Origin of the sequence: Devosia epidermidihirudinis (assembly GCF_000971295.1) — a bacterium.
GTDB lineage: Bacteria > Pseudomonadota > Alphaproteobacteria > Rhizobiales > Devosiaceae > Devosia > Devosia epidermidihirudinis.
The window spans coordinates 89,434-105,921 of sequence record NZ_LANJ01000047.1 but is presented as its reverse complement, the minus strand read 5'-3'; the positions used below and the strand labels follow the sequence as shown (position 1 = coordinate 105,921).

Sequence of the window (16,488 nt, the reverse complement as noted above, 5' to 3'; positions counted from 1 at the left end):
ATGACGCCTGCGTGAGCCTATTTGCGCCCTTCGGCAAAAAGGATGGTCGCGGCGAAGGCGGTGAACACCGCGGCAAAACTCCAGTTGAGCGCCCGCTGCACCCAGACGCTCTTGACCAAAAGCGCCGCCAACCGCTCGGCGGCAAACACGGTCAGCACAGCCAGCGGGATCGACACGAGGATGAATTCGGCGCCAAGGAAGAACAGCTTCTGCCCGGCCGCGGGATCGGTGCGATCGACGAATTGCGGCAGAAAGGTCATGAAAAACAGCACGACCTTGGGGTTCAAGAGGTTGATGCCGACGCCGGTGAGATAGCTCTGCGCCACGGTGGGGGTCTTGGCCGCCTTTTGCGACAGTCTCAGCCCACCGCCATGGGCAATGGCGCCATAGGCCAGCCAGAGCAGATAGAGCGCACCGGCAATCTTGAGCACGAGAAAGGCCGTCGGCGCCGCAACGATCAGCACCGAAATGCCAAAGGCCACGAGGCACGTGTGAACGAAAATCCCCGTCATCGCGCCGGCTGCGGTCGCCAATCCATGGCTGCGGCCATAATTGATGGCGCGCGACATCTGCAGCGCCATATCCGGCCCCGGCGTGATGGCCAGAACCACGGTGGCGAGGGCAAAGGCGAGGATGACGGAGACATCGGGGATGAAGGACATGGCAGTTCCGCAGGTGTGGGTGGATTAGGCATAACGCGACGAGAGCCCGGTGGCGAGAGTGCAGCGTGAGCGGCGAGGTCCTCGTACCCTGACCTCGTCCTTCGGCGGGCTCAGGATGAGGTCTCTGGTCTTTTGTCCAGAATGCGTCCTGGGCACTCAATCACACCACCCACCGGCGCTGCCCTCGGACTTGATCCGAGGGCCTCTCTCAACTCGGCAGGTGAGGCGCGTGATCCTCGGATCAAGTCCGAGGACAGCGATTGTGGGAGGTTGGATATCAGCAGCCCCGCCAAGCATTCCTACAGCAGCGGTAGCTCATACGTCCGTTTGATGGTCTCCATCGGCACGTCGGTCTTGACACTCTGCACGCTCGGAATGCGCATGAGGTAGTCGGACTGGAACCGCCAATAGGCGTGCAAGTCGGCTGTGACGATGCGCATGATGGCGTCGCATTCCCCGGTAGTGAGGTAGCACTCGACCACTTCGGGAAACTTGCGCACGGTTTCGGCAAACTGGTTGGTGATTTCGGCATCCTGCGTTTTGAACCAGATGCGCGCAAACACTGTCAGCCCGACGCCGATCTTGGCGCCGTCGAGCACGGCCACATAGCGGTCGATAATGCCGGACTCTTCCAGCAATTTGACCCGCCGGAGGCAGGGGGAGGGCGACAGGCCCACTTCGCTGGCCAGCTCCACATTGCTGATCCGCCCATTGCGCTGCAGGGCACGCAGAATGCGGCGATCGATGGCATCAAACGATTCTGGCATTTCCTGCCTCAATGAATTCAGTAGTTGGCACTTAATGCCATAGATTTGCCCATACGTGTACTTTTCGCAAGATTGTTGCGCTCGAACTGCTCTATCGTTCCAAATGAAGACACTGGAACCAATCCCATGGCAAAAGACATCAAGAAAGTCGTGCTCGCTTACTCGGGCGGCCTCGACACTTCCATCATCCTGAAATGGCTGCAGGAAACCTATAATTGCGAAGTGGTGACCTTCACCGCTGATCTGGGGCAGGGCGAAGAGCTCGAGCCCGCCCGCAAGAAGGCCGAAATGTTCGGCATCAAAGACATTCGCATCGAAGACCTGCGCGAAGAGTTCGTGCGCGACTTCGTGTTCCCCATGTTCCGCGCCAATGCGGTCTATGAGGGTGTCTATCTGCTCGGCACCTCGATCGCCCGTCCGCTGATCTCCAAGCGTCTGGTTGAAATCGCTCAGGAAGTCGGCGCCGATGCGATTTCTCATGGCGCCACCGGCAAGGGCAATGATCAGGTCCGCTTTGAGCTGACCGCCAACGCGCTTGATCCCTCGATCAAGGTGATCGCGCCATGGCGCGAATGGGACCTGCGCAGCCGCACCCAGCTGCTGGCCTATGCCGAAGCCAACCAGATCCCGATTGCCAAGGACAAGCGCGGCGAAGCCCCGTTCTCGGTGGATGCGAACCTGCTGCACACCTCGTCCGAGGGCATGGTGCTGGAAGATCCAGCCGTGCCTTTCCCAGACTATGTCGCCCAGCGCACCGTCAATCCGGAAGACGCCCCCAACGAAGCCGAGATCATCACCATCGGCTACGAAAAGGGAGACCCGGTTTCGATCAATGGCGTCAAGCTCAGCCCCGCTGAACTGCTGACCAAGCTCAATGAGCTCGGCGGCAAGCACGGCGTCGGCCGTCTCGACCTCGTTGAAAACCGCTTTGTCGGCATGAAGTCGCGCGGACTCTACGAGACCCCCGGCGGCACCATCATGCTCGTCGCGCACCGCGGCATTGAATCGATCACGCTCGACCGTGGCGAAGCCCATCTCAAGGATGAGCTGATGCCGAAATATGCCGAGCTGATCTACAATGGCTTCTGGTTCTCGCCAGAGCGCGAAATGCTGCAGGCCCTGATCGACAAGAGCCAGCAATTCGTCACCGGCGAAGTCACCATCAAGCTCTACAAGGGCAGCGCCAGCGTCATCGCCCGCACCTCGCCCTATAGCCTCTATTCGATGGATCTGGTGACCTTCGAAGAGGGCGCCGTGGCTTATGATCACAAGGACGCTGAGGGCTTTATCCGCCTCAATGGCCTGCGTCTGAAGACCTACGCTGCCCGCAATATCAAGGCTGGCAAGTAAGCTTTCGGGCGGGGTGCAGTGCTCTGCACCCCGCTTCGGCCCTTTTCGGCTTTAATCGCCCATTAATGTCGGGCCTTTAGCGTTCCCCACGACGTCATGCACATGCGTAGAGACGAGGGGTATCGGCGGGTGCGCGCAGATGACGCTGGAAGCTTGAGCGAGATGGCGGGAGCGTTGCTGCTCGACGCCGCCTTGGAAAACATACCCTACGGGTTCTGTGTGTGGTCCCCCCAGTTTCGGCTGGTGATGTGGAATAAGCACTATCGTGACCTCTACGGCTTTGATGCGGGCGCCATTCAGCGCGGCATGACGCTGGAGGAGTTGATCGATCTATCGAGTTCGCTCGGCAACCACACGGACACCACGCCCGCCGATTTTTACGAGAGCTACACAGCCGATCTCCTGGCCAATCGCAGCGGCGCGCGGTGCAAGAACCGGGAAGTCGTGCGTGGTGGCCGCACGGTGGAAACGGCCCATGTCTATTCCGAGGCGCTCGGATGGGTGGTGACCCATGAGGACATCACTGAAGAAATCGCCCGCTCCGAAGTGGTCCAACGCCGTAAGCTGGAGCTTGAGCGGCAGAACATCCGCCTCGACGCAGCGGTCAATAATATCAGCCAGGGCCTGTGCATGATGGACGCGCGCGGGCGTCTGGTCATCTGCAACGAGCCCTATGCGCGCATCTACAATCTGCCCGAGCGGATGATCAAACCGGGCACCCAGCTCGAAGACATTCTGGGTCATCTGTTCGATGTCGGCATGAGCGCCAGCGGCACGCGCGAGGAATACATTACCTGGCGGCGAGAGGTCATTGCGCGCCGGGAATACGGCAAGACCGTCCATGAGCTGAATGGCCGGACCATCATGATGCAGCATCATCCGATGAAGGATGGTGGCTGGGTCTCGACCCACGAGGACATTACCGAGCAGCGCCAGAATGAGGCGCGTATCCGCCATCTGGCGCGTCACGACGCCCTGACCGACCTGCCCAATCGCATCGAGTTTCTGGAACAGATGGGCAAGACTGAAGCCGCGCTTGGGCGCGGTGAAATGGCGGCCGTGCTGTATATCGATCTCGATCACTTCAAGGCTGTCAACGATACGCTGGGCCATGCAGTGGGCGACGAGGTGATCAAGCAGGCCTCTGCTCGCCTTTGGGGCACGACGCGTGAAACAGATCTGCTGGCGCGATTGGGCGGCGACGAATTTGCACTGCTGATGCGCCCGGTGGAAAGCGCCGCCGATGCGGCGCGTGTTGCTGACCGCATCATCAAGGCCATTGGTGCCCCGATGATGATCGGTGGTCAGCAGATCGAAATCGGCGCCAGCGTCGGTATCGCCGTCGGCCCCGGTGACGGGGTCAAGACCGACACCCTGGTCAAGAACGCCGATCTGGCGCTCTACAAGGCCAAGAGCGAAGGCCGCTCAACCTACCATTTCTTTGAAGCGGGCATGGACGCCAACCTGCAGCAGCGGCGCGCCATCGAGGCCGGGTTGCGCCTGGCGCTTCAACGCAACGAGCTGCGCCTGGTGTTCCAGCCACTGCTCGGGCTGGCCGAGAACCGCATCAGTTGCGTTGAGGCCCTGCTGCGCTGGGAACATGAGGGGCGCACTATTTCGCCCACCGAGTTCATTCCCATCGCCGAGGAAACCGGGCTGATCGTGCCGATCGGCGAATGGGTGCTGCGCGAGGCGCTCAAGACCGCCTCCAGCTGGCCGGCCGATGTCCGCATTGCCGTCAACCTCTCGCCCGTGCAGTTCAAAAACCGCGATCTGGTGACCATGGTGCGCAGTGCGCTGACCGATGCGCGCGTGTCGCCCACCCGGCTCGAGCTGGAAATCACGGAATCCCTGCTGCTGGCCGATAGCGAAACCACGCTCAAGGCGCTGCATGATCTGCGCGGCATGGGCGTGCGCATCTCTATGGACGATTTCGGCACCGGCTATTCGTCGCTGAGCTATCTGCGCTCCTTCCCCTTCGACAAGATCAAGATCGACCGCTCCTTCATGGCGGACCTCACCAGCCGCGATGATAGCCAGGCCATCATCAAGGCGGTGATCGGGCTGGGGCAGTCGCTCGGCATGTCGACCACGGCCGAAGGGGTGGAGACAGACGAGCAGCTGGCGATGGTGCGCGCCCATGGCGTGTCGGAGGTGCAGGGCTTCCTGTTCTCCCCGCCACTGGCCTCGACCCAGCTGGCCAATTTGCTGCGCAGCCGCAATGGCAAGGCGCGCAAAGTGGCTTCGTGACGCCAAAAAACACCGCGTGCGACAGGTTTGGCCGGGTTCCAAGCGCGTGTGCCGGCGTCAAAAAAGCGGCATCGCATTCCAGACTTGCGTCCCCTGCGCTTGTAGAAAAGCTCATCTTCCTGTAAGGCACCCCCGAAATACGCCAGTTCGGCTTTCTGCCGGGGCTTGGCACGTGTTTGCATCCCGCATGGTTCAGCCGTTGCAGTCCGCCTCCATCTGACGCGGGCCCGGTTTTGGGATCGTGCCAACCAGGCTGAACGTTTAATGTCACTGCGCAATATCGCCATCATCGCCCACGTTGACCACGGCAAGACCACGCTGATCGACGTCCTGCTCAAGCAATCCGGCTCCTTCCGCGAAAACGAACGCGTCGAAGAACGCGCCATGGACAGCAATGATATCGAGCGCGAGCGCGGCATCACCATTCTGGCCAAGGTCACTTCGCTGCTCTGGAAAGACACCCGCATCAATATCGTGGACACCCCCGGCCACGCCGACTTCGGCGGCGAAGTCGAGCGCATCCTGTCCATGGTTGACGGTGTGGTTCTGCTGGTCGACGCGGCCGAAGGCCCGATGCCACAGACCAAGTTCGTGCTCGGCAAGGCTTTGGCCCAGGGCCTGCGTCCGATCGTGGCGATCAACAAGATCGACAAGTCCGACGAGCGTCACCTCGAAGTTCTCGAAGAAATCTTCGACCTGTTCATCGCGCTGGACGCGACCCCAGAACAGCTCGACTTCCCAGTGCTCTACGGCGCTGCCAAGCTCGGCTGGATGGCCAATGAGCCCGATGGCGCGCGTGAGAGCCTGGCGCCGCTGCTGGACAAGGTGCTTGAGCACGTTCCAGAGCCAAAGGTCGAAACCGGCCCATTCCGTATGCTGGTCACCACCATCGAGCGCAACCCGTTCCTCGGCCGCATTCTGACCGGTCGTATCTTCTCGGGTTCGATCAAGGCCGGTGAAGCCATCCACACGCTTAACCGCGAAGGCAAGATCGTCGAAAAGGGCCGCGTCTCCAAGGTTCTGGCGTTCCGTGGTCTTGAGCGGACGCCGATCGATGAAGGCATTGCTGGCGACATCGTGGCCATTGCCGGTCTCGAAACCACCACTGTGGCCGACACTATTGCTGTGCCATCGGTTTCCGAGCCCATCGCGTCCAAGCCAATTGATCCGCCAACCCTGTCGGTGACCTTCCGCATCAATGACGGCCCGCTGGCCGGTCGCGAAGGCGACAAGGTGCAGTCGCGCGTCATCCGTGAACGCCTGTTCCGCGAAGCCGAAGGCAACGTGGCCATCCGCGTCACCCCGGGCGACGACAATGACTCCTATGACGTTGCTGGTCGTGGCGAATTGCAGCTCGCAGTTCTGATCGAAAACATGCGTCGCGAAGGCTTTGAGCTCACCATCGGTCGTCCAAAGGTCCTGTTCAAGGAAGAGAACGGCGTCAAGCTCGAGCCGATCGAAGAAGTCATCATCGACGTCGATGACGAGCACACCGGCGCGGTCGTGCAGAAGCTGACCGAGCGCAAGGGTGAACTCACTGACATGCGTCCGTCCGGCGTTGGCCGCACCCGTATCCGCCTGCTCGTGCCAACCCGGTCGCTGATCGGCTACCAGGCCGAACTGCTGAGCGATACGCGCGGCACCGCCATCTTCAACCGTCTGTTCCACGAATTCGCCCCGTTCAAGGGCGAGCTGGCCAGCCGTCGCACGGGCGTTCTGATCTCGAACGGTACCGGTCAGTCCGTGGCCTTCGCGCTGTGGAACCTGGAAGATCGTGGCCCGATCATGATCGACGCTGGCGTCGACATCTATGAAGGCATGATCATCGGCGAGCACAGCCGCGAGAACGACCTTGAAGTGAACGCACTCAAGGGCAAGCAGCTGACCAACATCCGCACCACGTCCAAGGACGAAGCGGTGCGCCTGACCACGCCAAAGAAGCTCACCCTCGAGCAGTCGATCGGCTACATCGCCGATGACGAGTATGTGGAAGTGACCCCCAAGTCGATCCGCCTGCGCAAGATCTGGCTGGATCCAAACGATCGCAAGCGCAACATGCGCGCGTCCAAGTCGGCATAAGTGTCAGGGCCCCACGGAAACGTCGGGGCCCTTACCTTTTCTTGTCATTTGGCAGCGATCTTGGCCGCCACATCAAACAGGAGCCGAACCCCATGACAGACTGGATCATCCAGACCATTTCCGACTGGGGCTATGTCGGCATCTTTATGGTGATGCTGGCGGAATCGATCTTTCCGCCCATCCCGTCCGAGCTGATCATTCCCTTTGCCGGCTATGCCGCTGCCAATGGCGATCTCAATCTTTTTGGCGTGCTGGCCGCCGCCACCATCGGCGCCGTTGTCGGCATGCTGCCCTGGTATTATGCCGGGCGCCTGTTCGGGCTTGATCGCGTGCGCTGGCTGGCCGACCGTTTCGGTCGCGTCATGGCTTTCAATGCCGACGAAATCGATCTGGCGGTGGGGTGGTTCAAACGCTTCGGGCCCATCATCGTGCTGTTTGGTCGCCTGATCCCGCTGATCCGCACGCTGATTTCCATTCCCGCGGGCCTGTCGCGTATGAGCCTGCCGGTGTTCCTCGCCGCCTCGACCACTGGTGCGCTGATCTGGAACATCTTCCTCACCATGGCGGGATACATCCTGCACGAGCATTACGAGGTCATCGAGGTTGTGCTCGACCCGCTGAGCTACATCGTGCTGGGTCTGGTGATCGTGCTCTACCTGCTCAAAGTCGCGACCTGGAAGCCGAGCAAGGCCCGGGCGTAGTCCACGCCACCACTTCACCTCGCCCCTCAGGGGAGAGGTCGGCGCGTAGCGCCGGGTGAGGGGTGCAATGTTTCGGCTCGAGCCGAGAAACGGCACCCCTCACCCTAGCTTTGCCAGGTCGCCAAGGCTCCCGGCGTCGCTACCCTCTCCCCTGAGGGGCGAGGGGACGCAGGAGTGGCGACACCGCTTGCCGCTCGCATTCTGCAACCCGCCTCGCATTTTGCAATGCAGCCTCGCTGCTAAAACGCTTATTTTTACAACACCTTAACTTCTGAGCCCCGGTTTGCCGGCCGCACCGACTTGGCACGCTTCGTGCAATTGAGGGCGTATCCGGAGTTTTGTTGTGCGTACCGGATGTCAGTCATTGGAGCCCCGAACCGTTTTGCCCGGTAAGGGGCTCTTTTGCTTGTGGCGCTAGCCCTTGTGGCAAGGCCATCAACCCATTAGATAAATGCCCATTCAACAGGAGACTGCGATGAAGGCCGTTCTGGATGTGATAATGGTAATCCTCCAGCTCTACTGGTGGGTTCTGCTCATCATGATCATCATGAGCTGGCTGATTTCGTTCAATGTCATCAATACCCGCAATCAGTTCGTCGAGGCGGTCTGGCGCGTGGTCAACCAATTGACCGAACCGCTGCTGCGGCCGATCCGTCGCGTCATGCCCAATTTCTCCGGGCTCGATATTTCGCCCATCATCCTGTTTCTGGGCATCTTCTTCATCCAGCAGCTGATCGTGCGCTATGGCTATCCGTACTTCCCGTAAGGCCCTGTGAGCCAGGCAACCAACGTGCCCTTGCCGCAAGGCTATGAAGTGTCGAGCGATCCGACGCGGATCGATATCGACTACGTGCACCGCTATTTGAGCGAAGTGAGCTATTGGGCCCACGGCATTCCGCGGGATGTCGTGGCCCGCTCACTCGCCAATTCCATCGTTTTCGGCCTCTATAAGACGGATGGTGCACAGCTTGGCTTCGCCCGGGTGATCACCGATCGCGCCACCTTCGCCTGGTTGGCTGATGTGTTCATCGATCCAGCCCTGCAGGGGAAGGGCCTTGGCAAAGGCTTGCTGGATGCAATCTTCGTCCACCCCGATTTGCAGGGCCTGCGCCGTTTCATGCTGGCAACCCAGGATGCGCACAGCCTCTACCAGAAATACGGCTTTGGTCCGCCACCCAACCCTGATCGATTGATGGCCATCGTCAAAGCCGACATTTACCGCCAGCCGTGAGCTTTTCTGCCAGCTGAGCCGCCTGCGACAATTCACCGCAATATCCATTGCTTAACCATGCAATCCCGCTAATCTCGACGTCAGAGGGGCTCATGGAGGGGTAGGCTCATGCCGGTTGGAGGACCGGCCAGGTCTGCGATTGGGTCCCCGGAGGAACACCGAGAGGGACTAAAGAATGACTTTGGCACTTTGGCTGATCGTCGTCTGCGGCGGTCTGTCTATCGTCTATGGCGTGATCACCACGCGCACCCTGCTGGCGGCCGATGCCGGTTCAGCCCGCATGCAGGAAATCTCCGCAGCCGTACGCGAGGGGGCGTCGGCTTATCTGAAACGGCAATACACCACCATTGCGATTGTCGGCGTCGTCATCTTGATCGCCGCCTATTTCCTGCTCGGCATCTATGCCGCCATCGGCTTCCTGCTTGGCGCCGTGCTGTCGGGGGCAGCCGGTTTTATCGGCATGAACATCTCGGTGCGCGCCAACGTGCGGGTGGCCCAAGCGGCGATTTCTTCGCTCGGTAAAGGCCTTGATCTCGCATTCAAATCGGGCGCAGTCACGGGCCTCTTGGTGGCGGGGCTGGGCCTGCTCGGCGTCACCCTCTATTTCATCGTACTCACCCAATTCCTTGGCTTTGGCGAAACCAGCCGCACCGTCATCGACTCGCTGGTGGCCTTGAGCTTCGGCGCGTCGCTGATTTCCATTTTCGCCCGTCTCGGCGGCGGCATCTTCACCAAGGGTGCGGACGTCGGCGGCGACATGGTGGGCAAGGTCGAAGCTGGCATTCCGGAAGATGATCCGCGCAACCCAGCCACCATCGCCGATAATGTCGGCGACAATGTTGGTGACTGCGCCGGTATGGCCGCCGACCTGTTCGAAACCTATGTGGTGACCATCGTCGCCACCATGGTGCTGGCCGCCATCATCCTGCCCGACGCGTTCAAGCTCGCAGGCATGGTGCTGCCACTGGCGATTGGCGGCGCCTGCGTCGTCACCTCGATCATCGGCACCTATTTCGTCAAGCTGGGCGCGTCCAACAACATCATGGGCGCGCTTTACAAGGGCATCATTGCCACGGGCGTACTGTCACTGATCATCCTGCTGCCGGTACTGTGGTTTGTGTTTGGCGATCTCAACGTTGCCATCGCCGCCAATGACAAGACCTTTACGCCGATGAGCCTGTTCTGGTGCGGCGTGGCGGGTCTGGTCATCACCGGTCTGATCATCGTCATCACCGAATATTACACCGGCACCAATCGCCGCCCGGTCAATTCGATCGCTGAAGCCTCTGTCACCGGCCATGGCACCAACGTCATCCAGGGCCTTGCCGTATCGCTGGAATCGACCGCGCTGCCTGCTCTGGTCATCATCGCGGGCATTATCGTCACCTATAATCTGGCGGGTCTTTTCGGCATTGCCTTTGCCGTTGCCACCATGCTGGCGCTGGCCGGTATCGTCGTGGCGCTCGACGCCTTTGGACCTGTCACCGACAATGCCGGCGGCATTGCCGAAATGGCGGGCCTCGACAAGGAAGTGCGCCACAATACCGACGCGCTCGACGCTGTGGGCAACACCACCAAGGCCGTTACCAAGGGCTATGCCATCGGCTCGGCGGGCCTCGGCGCTCTGGTGCTATTCGCTGCCTATACGCAGGACCTGATCTACTTCTCGTCCCTGCCTGATGCCCCCGCCATCTTCCGAGGCGTTGGCCAACTCACCTTCTCGCTGGCCGACCCCTATGTCGTGGTGGGCCTGCTGTTTGGTGGCCTCTTGCCGTTCCTGTTCGGTGGCATGAGCATGACGGCCGTGGGTCGCGCCGCTCAATCGGTGGTGGTGGAAGTGCGCCGCCAGTTCAAGGAACGTCCGGGCATCATGGCTGGAACGGAAAAGCCCGACTATGGCCGGGCCGTCGACATGCTGACCAAGGCCGCTATCCGCGAAATGATCGTGCCGAGCCTGCTGCCCGTGCTGTCGCCCATCGTGGTGTTCTTCGTGATCAACTGGATCGCCGGACCCGCCGCAGGCTTCTCGGCGCTGGGCGCCATGCTGATGGGCGTCATTGTCACCGGGCTCTTTGTCGCCATCTCCATGACCGCCGGTGGCGGCGCGTGGGATAATGCCAAAAAGAGCTTCGAAGACGGCTTCACCGACAGCCACGGCGTCACCCACCACAAGGGAAGCGACGCCCACAAGGCCTCCGTCACCGGCGACACCGTCGGCGACCCCTACAAGGACACAGCAGGCCCTGCCGTGAACCCGATGATCAAGATCACCAATATCGTGGCCCTGCTGCTGCTAGCGGTGTTGGCACATCTGGGCTGACGAGGAATCCACCTCGACCGACACTGACGAGGGCCCGGAGGAAACTCCGGGCCTTCTCTTTTGCCACCACCATAGCCCCCATCGTCATCACCCGGCTTGTCCGGGTGATCCATCTTCGCGCGGTGAGGTGGATTGCCCGGACAAGCCGGGCAATGACGGTGGGGAGGGGTTTATGGTCCGGGCCTGGCTGGGCCTACCCCATCCAACCCCAGCTCAACCGGGTGGCCTGTCCTCTCCCCCGTTAGCCAATTCACAAAATTCAGCTGTCGTGTCGAATTCCGCTGGGATGGTTCGTTGTGTTACCAAATGGCAGCCGTGGGGCGGCCAGATCTTTGGGAGACAAAATGCGTAAACTCACTGCAGGCTTGTTCTATTCGGTCGATGGCGTGGCAGAAGCGCCAAACCTTTTCCAGTTCGACAGCTTTGATGATGAATTGGGCATGCTGCTCGGCGGCGTGATGGGCGAGGTCGATACCGTGCTGATGGGCCGGGTCGGCTATGAGGAATGGGCCGGCTATTGGCCCAATGCGCAGCAGGATGAGGGCTTTGCCAGCTTCATCAATGCGGTGCCGAAATTCGTCGCCTCCGACACGCTCAAGGGCCCGCTGGCCTGGAGCAATGCCAGCCTGATCGACGGTGATCTCCACGATTTCGTGCGCGGATTGAAGGCGCAACCCGGCGGCACCATTGCCGCCATGGGCGGCATGTCGCTGGTGCGTCAGCTGATGCTGGGTGGGCTGATGGACGAGCTGACCCTGATCATGCATCCGGTGATCAGCGGCAAGGGACGTCATCTGTTCCTGCCCGATGACCCGACCACGCGCCTCACGCTGATCGGCTCGCAGCAGACCTCAAAGGGCAATGTGGTCCTGCGCTATGGTTTGCGTGAAGACTAGTCAGGGCCGCCTGCGTTCGCGGACCGACCAGATCAGCAGGGCGATCCCCGCCACTAAAACGACGATGCCGATATAGAGCCAATGGCTCTGCCCGCTCATCGCGCTGCCGGCAATGACATTGGACCCCTGGAGGGTCCAAAGCCCGCCGATCACCAGTAGCACGATACCGGCAATTGCTCTGGCAATGCCCATCTGCGCCTCCTTGTTGTAGCAAGGGTGCGCTCTAACGCGGCCGGGCGCAAATCACGTCCGCGATGACGGGGTTAGCGTCCAGTGAGTTGGCTGGCGGCGCTGGGCGTGGGAGGATTGGCGAGCGCCGCAGCAATCGCCGCCACCGCGTCGGCGGGCGGCGCAGCGCCATCGACCACAAGGTCGTAAATCCCGGGCACATGCACGCTGTCCTGCCAGCGTTGCACCGGCGCAGGAACGCCCTCGCCAGCAACGTAGCCGTCCGGATTGGCATTGCGCCGCGCCATGATGGTGTCGAGATCGCAGCTGACGCCAACCAGCAGCACATCAAGCCCGGCAAGCCGCACCAGGCATTGGGGCAAGAGGTTCAGCGTCTGGCTGTAATGGTCGTGATGGCCGAGGTCCGCCACCACGTTGAAGCCCTGCCGCGCATGGGCGGCGATGGAATCATAGAGCGCGACGTACAGCGCTGGCAGCAGCGGCTCCAATTCGGGCCGCTCGCCTCCGGGGCGTAGACCGATCCCCGGCACCAGGTCTGGGGGCAGGGATCGATTGATGACGTCGACACCGAGATTGATCCAGTGCCCGCCGAGGTCCGTCTGCATCGCCGCCGCAAGGGTGGATTTGCCGGCACGCGGCGCGCCATTGAGAATGACGATGCGGCCACTCACTTGCGTTTGCCGGGTAGGTCCATGCCGTTCTGGTGCAGCACGAGCCCGGTGGCCTTGCCGCTGGCATCGGTTTCAAAAGTGATTTGCGCGTCGACATCCTTAAAGAAAAACTCGGTCGCGCTTTCGGGGAAGACTTCGAGCTTGCCCTGTCCCGAAGCCTGCACGAAAAGATGGCCGGCGTCGGTCGTCACCTCAAGGTCCATTTCCGGGCCCAGCTGGTAGGTGCCGACGTAGTTGGGCAGCACCGACACATCGATATCCACGGCCGTGCGCGGCTTAGGCTGGGGCGCGAGGGGGGCTTTTTCATCGATCAGGTGGAAGCCGATATCCTCGATGCCGGTCAGCGTCAGGGCGTTGGACAGCACCAGCGAGGCGCGCTTGCTGGTGCGGTCAAAGCCGATGAAGCTGTTAAAGCCGCCCGTGCCGCCATTGTGCCAGGCGATCTGGCTATCGGGTGCGTCGAGCAGCATCCAGCCAAGCCCGATATTCATGCCGGGGCTGCCGGCCGGTCGGGTGCGGTCGAACATTTTGGCAAAAGCGGCATCCAGAGGCGTCGACACTTGTCCGCTTGCCGCCGCAACGAACTTGGCCATATCGGTCGCCGTCGAGCGATAGGCGCCTGCGGGCGCAAATACGTCGAAATCCCAATGGGATACAGGCTGACGATCGGCATTGTGGCCACCGGCAAAGGCAAAGAAATCATCCACCGTGATGGAGGTCTCAGTCATGTCGAGCGGGGTCAGAATGCGTTCGCTGACGAGATCAGCATAAGGCTTGCCCGCCACATGGCTGATCGCCTGGCCCAGAAGCGAGGTGCCGATATTGGAATATTCAAACTCGGCGCCCGGCGCGCGCGTCAACGTATAGCTGGCGAGGAAAGCATAGAACTTGGTCGCGTCATAGTCGGCATAGGGATTGTCGAGATCGCCACTGGCCAGTTCTGCCGGCACGGAAGGCAGGCCCGAATAATGCGTTGCCAGATCAAAGACGCTGATGCTCTTGCCTTCAAACTCGGGCAGTTTGGTGCCTTCGGGCAGATAGTCGATCACCGGCTTGTCGAGATCGATCTTGCCCTCAACCACCAGCTGCGCCAGCAGCAGATTGGTGAAGATCTTGGTGATCGAGCCGATCTCGAAGATCGTGTGATCATCGACCGGGGTTTCCCCGTTCACATCCTGCATGCCCGTATTGGCAAAGACCGGCTGGTCATCAACGATAACCGCTGCGGTCAGGCCCACGCCCTGCTGGTCGCGCTCGACGCGGTCGCGTACGATCTGTTCGATCTCGTTTTGATCCACGGTCCCATCCGTCGTCTGTGCAAAGGCCAATGTGCCGGACAATAGAATGGCGCCCAAAGCCAAGCCAACAGATCTCATGCAGCGTCTCCTGATCAACTCGAAATTCACTCCTGCCAGCCACTTGCGGCAAGGATGTGGTCGCCAAACACAAACGCCGCCCCGGTTGCCCGGCGCGGCGTTATCAAAGCAGTGTCGCAAGCGCTGGCTTACTTGGACTTATTGTACAGCTCGATCGAGTCAAGGATCACCTTGCGTGCATCGGCCAGGTTGCCGATACGATCGATCTTGGCCCACTTGCCGGGCTCGAGATCCTTGTAGTGGGTGAAGAAGTGCTTCACGCGCTCGAGCTGGATCTCGGGGAAATCTTCGATGTCGTGGATGTTGTCATACATGCGCGTCAGCTTGGAGACGGGCAGGGCGATGATCTTCTCATCCTGGCCACCATCGTCTTCCATGTAGAGCACGCCGATGGGGCGCGAGCGCACCACGGCGCCGGGCACCAGCGGGCGCGAGTTCATCACGATCACGTCGAGCGGATCGCCATCGCCGCACAGGGTATGCGGCACGAAGCCGTAATTGCCCGGATAGCGCATGGGTGTGTACAGGAACCGGTCAACGAACAGCGCGCCCGATGCCTTGTCGATTTCGTACTTGATCGGCTCGCCGCCCAGGGGAACTTCAATGATGACATTGAGGTCGTCGGGAATGGACTTGCCGGTAGGGATTGCGTCGATGTTCATTTTGGCTTCTGGTCTCGTTCATCGAGGGAGGGCGAGAAAGTGGCCGTTTCTTGCCCAGAACAGGCCGCAAAAGCAAGCCACATTGGCATGTCTGTTGCCATGCGACACAAGGATAGAGCCGTGCTGAAGTCTATTGTGCCCCTGTTTTCGGCCGCTCTGCTGCTCAGTGCCGCACCCGCTCATGCCGCGTTCATGAGCGCCTATACCGATCTCGATCTCAATGAATGCATGGTGCTGGACGCTGATGACTTCTTCAGCAGTTGGGCCTGTCCCGGCTATAAGGGCTATCCTCTGATGGTTCAGGAAAGCGATCTGCGCTTTTCCACCAGCTATGGGTTCAACCTCGCCGCCGAGCCTAAGAAATTCCAGACCGTGCCGCCCGTGAACTATCTTGGGCCCAAGATCGAGTGGCGGCTGTCCAACGCGCTGGCGCGCTGGCTGCCCGTGGCGACAATTGTGCGCTACGTTCTGGCCGATGGTGACGCCGGCGCGCCGGGCACCCATGAGGTGCTGTCGGTGACGCAGCTGGTTCCAGGCAATATCTGTCACATCGCCTATGTGGACGTGCTGGCCAATCCCGACGCCATTGAATTGGCCCGTCAGGCTGCCGACGCTTCGGGCAAGTTCGACTGCGCCAAGGACAAGCCTAAAATTCTCGGCAAGATGACCGCCTGGTAGGGCTTAGCCCTGCTCGGCCTTGGAAATCTGGTTGCGCAGAATGGTGCGGTCGCGTGAGCTGACGCCGATCAGTTCGGCCACGCGCCAGACCATGTTGTCTTCCATCTCGTGGTTCTTCTTGTCGGCAAATACCACCTGCCACATCATCCGCACGATTTCGATGCGATCATCGATGTCCAGTGAGGACAGGGTCGAGGTGAACTTGTAAAAATCCACCGCCTCGGCGTCGCGCAGCGAAGCCTGGGTCACGAGGTTTTCCACGCCAGCTTCATCGAGGCTGTAATGGTCCATCAGCGCGGCACGAATCGCCAGGCGCTCTTCGTCATTCATCTGCCCGTCGACGGCAGCCAGATGCACCAGCAGCGCCGCCACGGCGAGCTTGGGATCATGCACCGAAAGCACATCATCGTTTTTTTGGAACAGGCGGGTGATGGCCTCGAACATGGCGTCAGCCTCTTTCGGGGATGGGGGAACGACGGGTTGGTGAAGTGCAGGTCCGATGGTTTGCAAGTCTTAAATAGGCGGTCTGGTTGCCTATTCTCAATGCCCGCAAGCGCCTCTCACGCGCTCTTGACCGCCATTGGTGCCCAAGCGCCACACTTGGAAGCGCAGAAATAGGACTCGACTCTGGAACAGAGCTGAGTCTAAATGTTCTT

The 16,488-nt window shown here is 60.7% G+C and carries 16 protein-coding genes; 9 read left to right on the top strand and 7 right to left on the bottom strand.

What is annotated here, in order from left to right:
* Positions 1-17 precede the first annotated feature (17 nt).
* Together WH87_RS18210 and WH87_RS18205 are read right to left on the bottom strand one after the other, a co-directional pair.
* A complete protein-coding gene (locus tag WH87_RS18210; RefSeq protein WP_046139615.1) occupies positions 18-662 on the bottom strand; it encodes a LysE family translocator in 645 nt (214 codons plus the stop codon).
* Positions 663-961: 299 nt separating this feature from the next.
* Entirely contained in the window at positions 962-1,429 is a 468-nt protein-coding gene (locus WH87_RS18205) for an Lrp/AsnC family transcriptional regulator (protein ID WP_046139616.1), read from the bottom strand.
* 126 nt (positions 1,430-1,555) lie between these two features.
* Between WH87_RS18205 and WH87_RS18200 the strand changes: the two genes are divergently transcribed.
* The 8 genes from WH87_RS18200 to WH87_RS18165 all read left to right on the top strand — a co-directional run bounded on the left by WH87_RS18200 (position 1,556) and on the right by WH87_RS18165 (position 12,256).
* The gene (locus WH87_RS18200) at positions 1,556-2,779 is read left to right on the top strand and encodes an argininosuccinate synthase (protein ID WP_046139617.1); all 1,224 of its coding nucleotides are present in this window, start codon (positions 1,556-1,558) and stop codon (positions 2,777-2,779) included.
* Positions 2,780-2,941: 162 nt separating this feature from the next.
* On the top strand, positions 2,942-5,029 hold the full coding sequence (locus WH87_RS18195; RefSeq protein WP_197410853.1) for a putative bifunctional diguanylate cyclase/phosphodiesterase: 2,088 nt from the start codon (positions 2,942-2,944) through the stop codon (positions 5,027-5,029).
* Between the two features lie 264 nt (positions 5,030-5,293).
* Complete coding sequence (typA, locus tag WH87_RS18190; protein ID WP_046139618.1) at positions 5,294-7,108, top strand: translational GTPase TypA; 1,815 nt, start codon at positions 5,294-5,296, stop codon at positions 7,106-7,108.
* 92 nt (positions 7,109-7,200) lie between these two features.
* Positions 7,201-7,809 (top strand): DedA family protein, encoded by a 609-nt coding sequence (locus WH87_RS18185; protein ID WP_046139874.1) that lies wholly within the window; start codon positions 7,201-7,203, stop codon positions 7,807-7,809.
* Between the two features lie 475 nt (positions 7,810-8,284).
* Positions 8,285-8,575: a YggT family protein gene (locus tag WH87_RS18180; RefSeq protein WP_046139619.1), complete on the top strand. Its 291-nt coding sequence runs from the start codon at positions 8,285-8,287 to the stop codon at positions 8,573-8,575.
* 24 nt (positions 8,576-8,599) lie between these two features.
* Complete coding sequence (locus tag WH87_RS18175) at positions 8,600-9,040, top strand: GNAT family N-acetyltransferase (RefSeq protein WP_197410852.1); 441 nt, start codon at positions 8,600-8,602, stop codon at positions 9,038-9,040.
* Between the two features lie 175 nt (positions 9,041-9,215).
* The gene (locus WH87_RS18170) at positions 9,216-11,360 is read left to right on the top strand and encodes a sodium-translocating pyrophosphatase (protein ID WP_046139620.1); all 2,145 of its coding nucleotides are present in this window, start codon (positions 9,216-9,218) and stop codon (positions 11,358-11,360) included.
* Positions 11,361-11,704: 344 nt separating this feature from the next.
* On the top strand, positions 11,705-12,256 hold the full coding sequence (locus WH87_RS18165; protein WP_046139621.1) for a dihydrofolate reductase family protein: 552 nt from the start codon (positions 11,705-11,707) through the stop codon (positions 12,254-12,256).
* Here WH87_RS18165 and WH87_RS18160 read toward each other — a convergent pair whose 3' ends face one another.
* From WH87_RS18160 to ppa, 4 genes are all read right to left on the bottom strand, one after another.
* The gene (locus tag WH87_RS18160) at positions 12,257-12,448 is read right to left on the bottom strand and encodes a hypothetical protein (protein ID WP_046139622.1); all 192 of its coding nucleotides are present in this window, start codon (positions 12,446-12,448) and stop codon (positions 12,257-12,259) included.
* 71 nt (positions 12,449-12,519) lie between these two features.
* On the bottom strand, positions 12,520-13,116 hold the full coding sequence (locus WH87_RS18155; protein WP_046139623.1) for a chloramphenicol phosphotransferase CPT family protein: 597 nt from the start codon (positions 13,114-13,116) through the stop codon (positions 12,520-12,522).
* Entirely contained in the window at positions 13,113-14,492 is a 1,380-nt protein-coding gene (locus WH87_RS18150) for a serine hydrolase (protein WP_082092790.1), read from the bottom strand. Before WH87_RS18150 ends, WH87_RS18155 begins: the two co-directional genes overlap by 4 nt.
* A gap of 128 nt (positions 14,493-14,620) precedes the next feature.
* A complete protein-coding gene (ppa, locus tag WH87_RS18145; protein ID WP_046139624.1) occupies positions 14,621-15,154 on the bottom strand; it encodes an inorganic diphosphatase in 534 nt (177 codons plus the stop codon).
* Between the two features lie 120 nt (positions 15,155-15,274).
* Between ppa and WH87_RS18140 the strand changes: the two genes are divergently transcribed.
* On the top strand, positions 15,275-15,832 hold the full coding sequence (locus WH87_RS18140; protein ID WP_046139877.1) for a hypothetical protein: 558 nt from the start codon (positions 15,275-15,277) through the stop codon (positions 15,830-15,832).
* A 3-nt stretch (positions 15,833-15,835) separates the two neighbouring features.
* On the opposite strand, the gene WH87_RS18135 is transcribed toward WH87_RS18140, so the two are convergent.
* Entirely contained in the window at positions 15,836-16,276 is a 441-nt protein-coding gene (locus WH87_RS18135; RefSeq protein ID WP_046139625.1) for a tellurite resistance TerB family protein, read from the bottom strand.
* Positions 16,277-16,488: the final 212 nt, after the last annotated feature.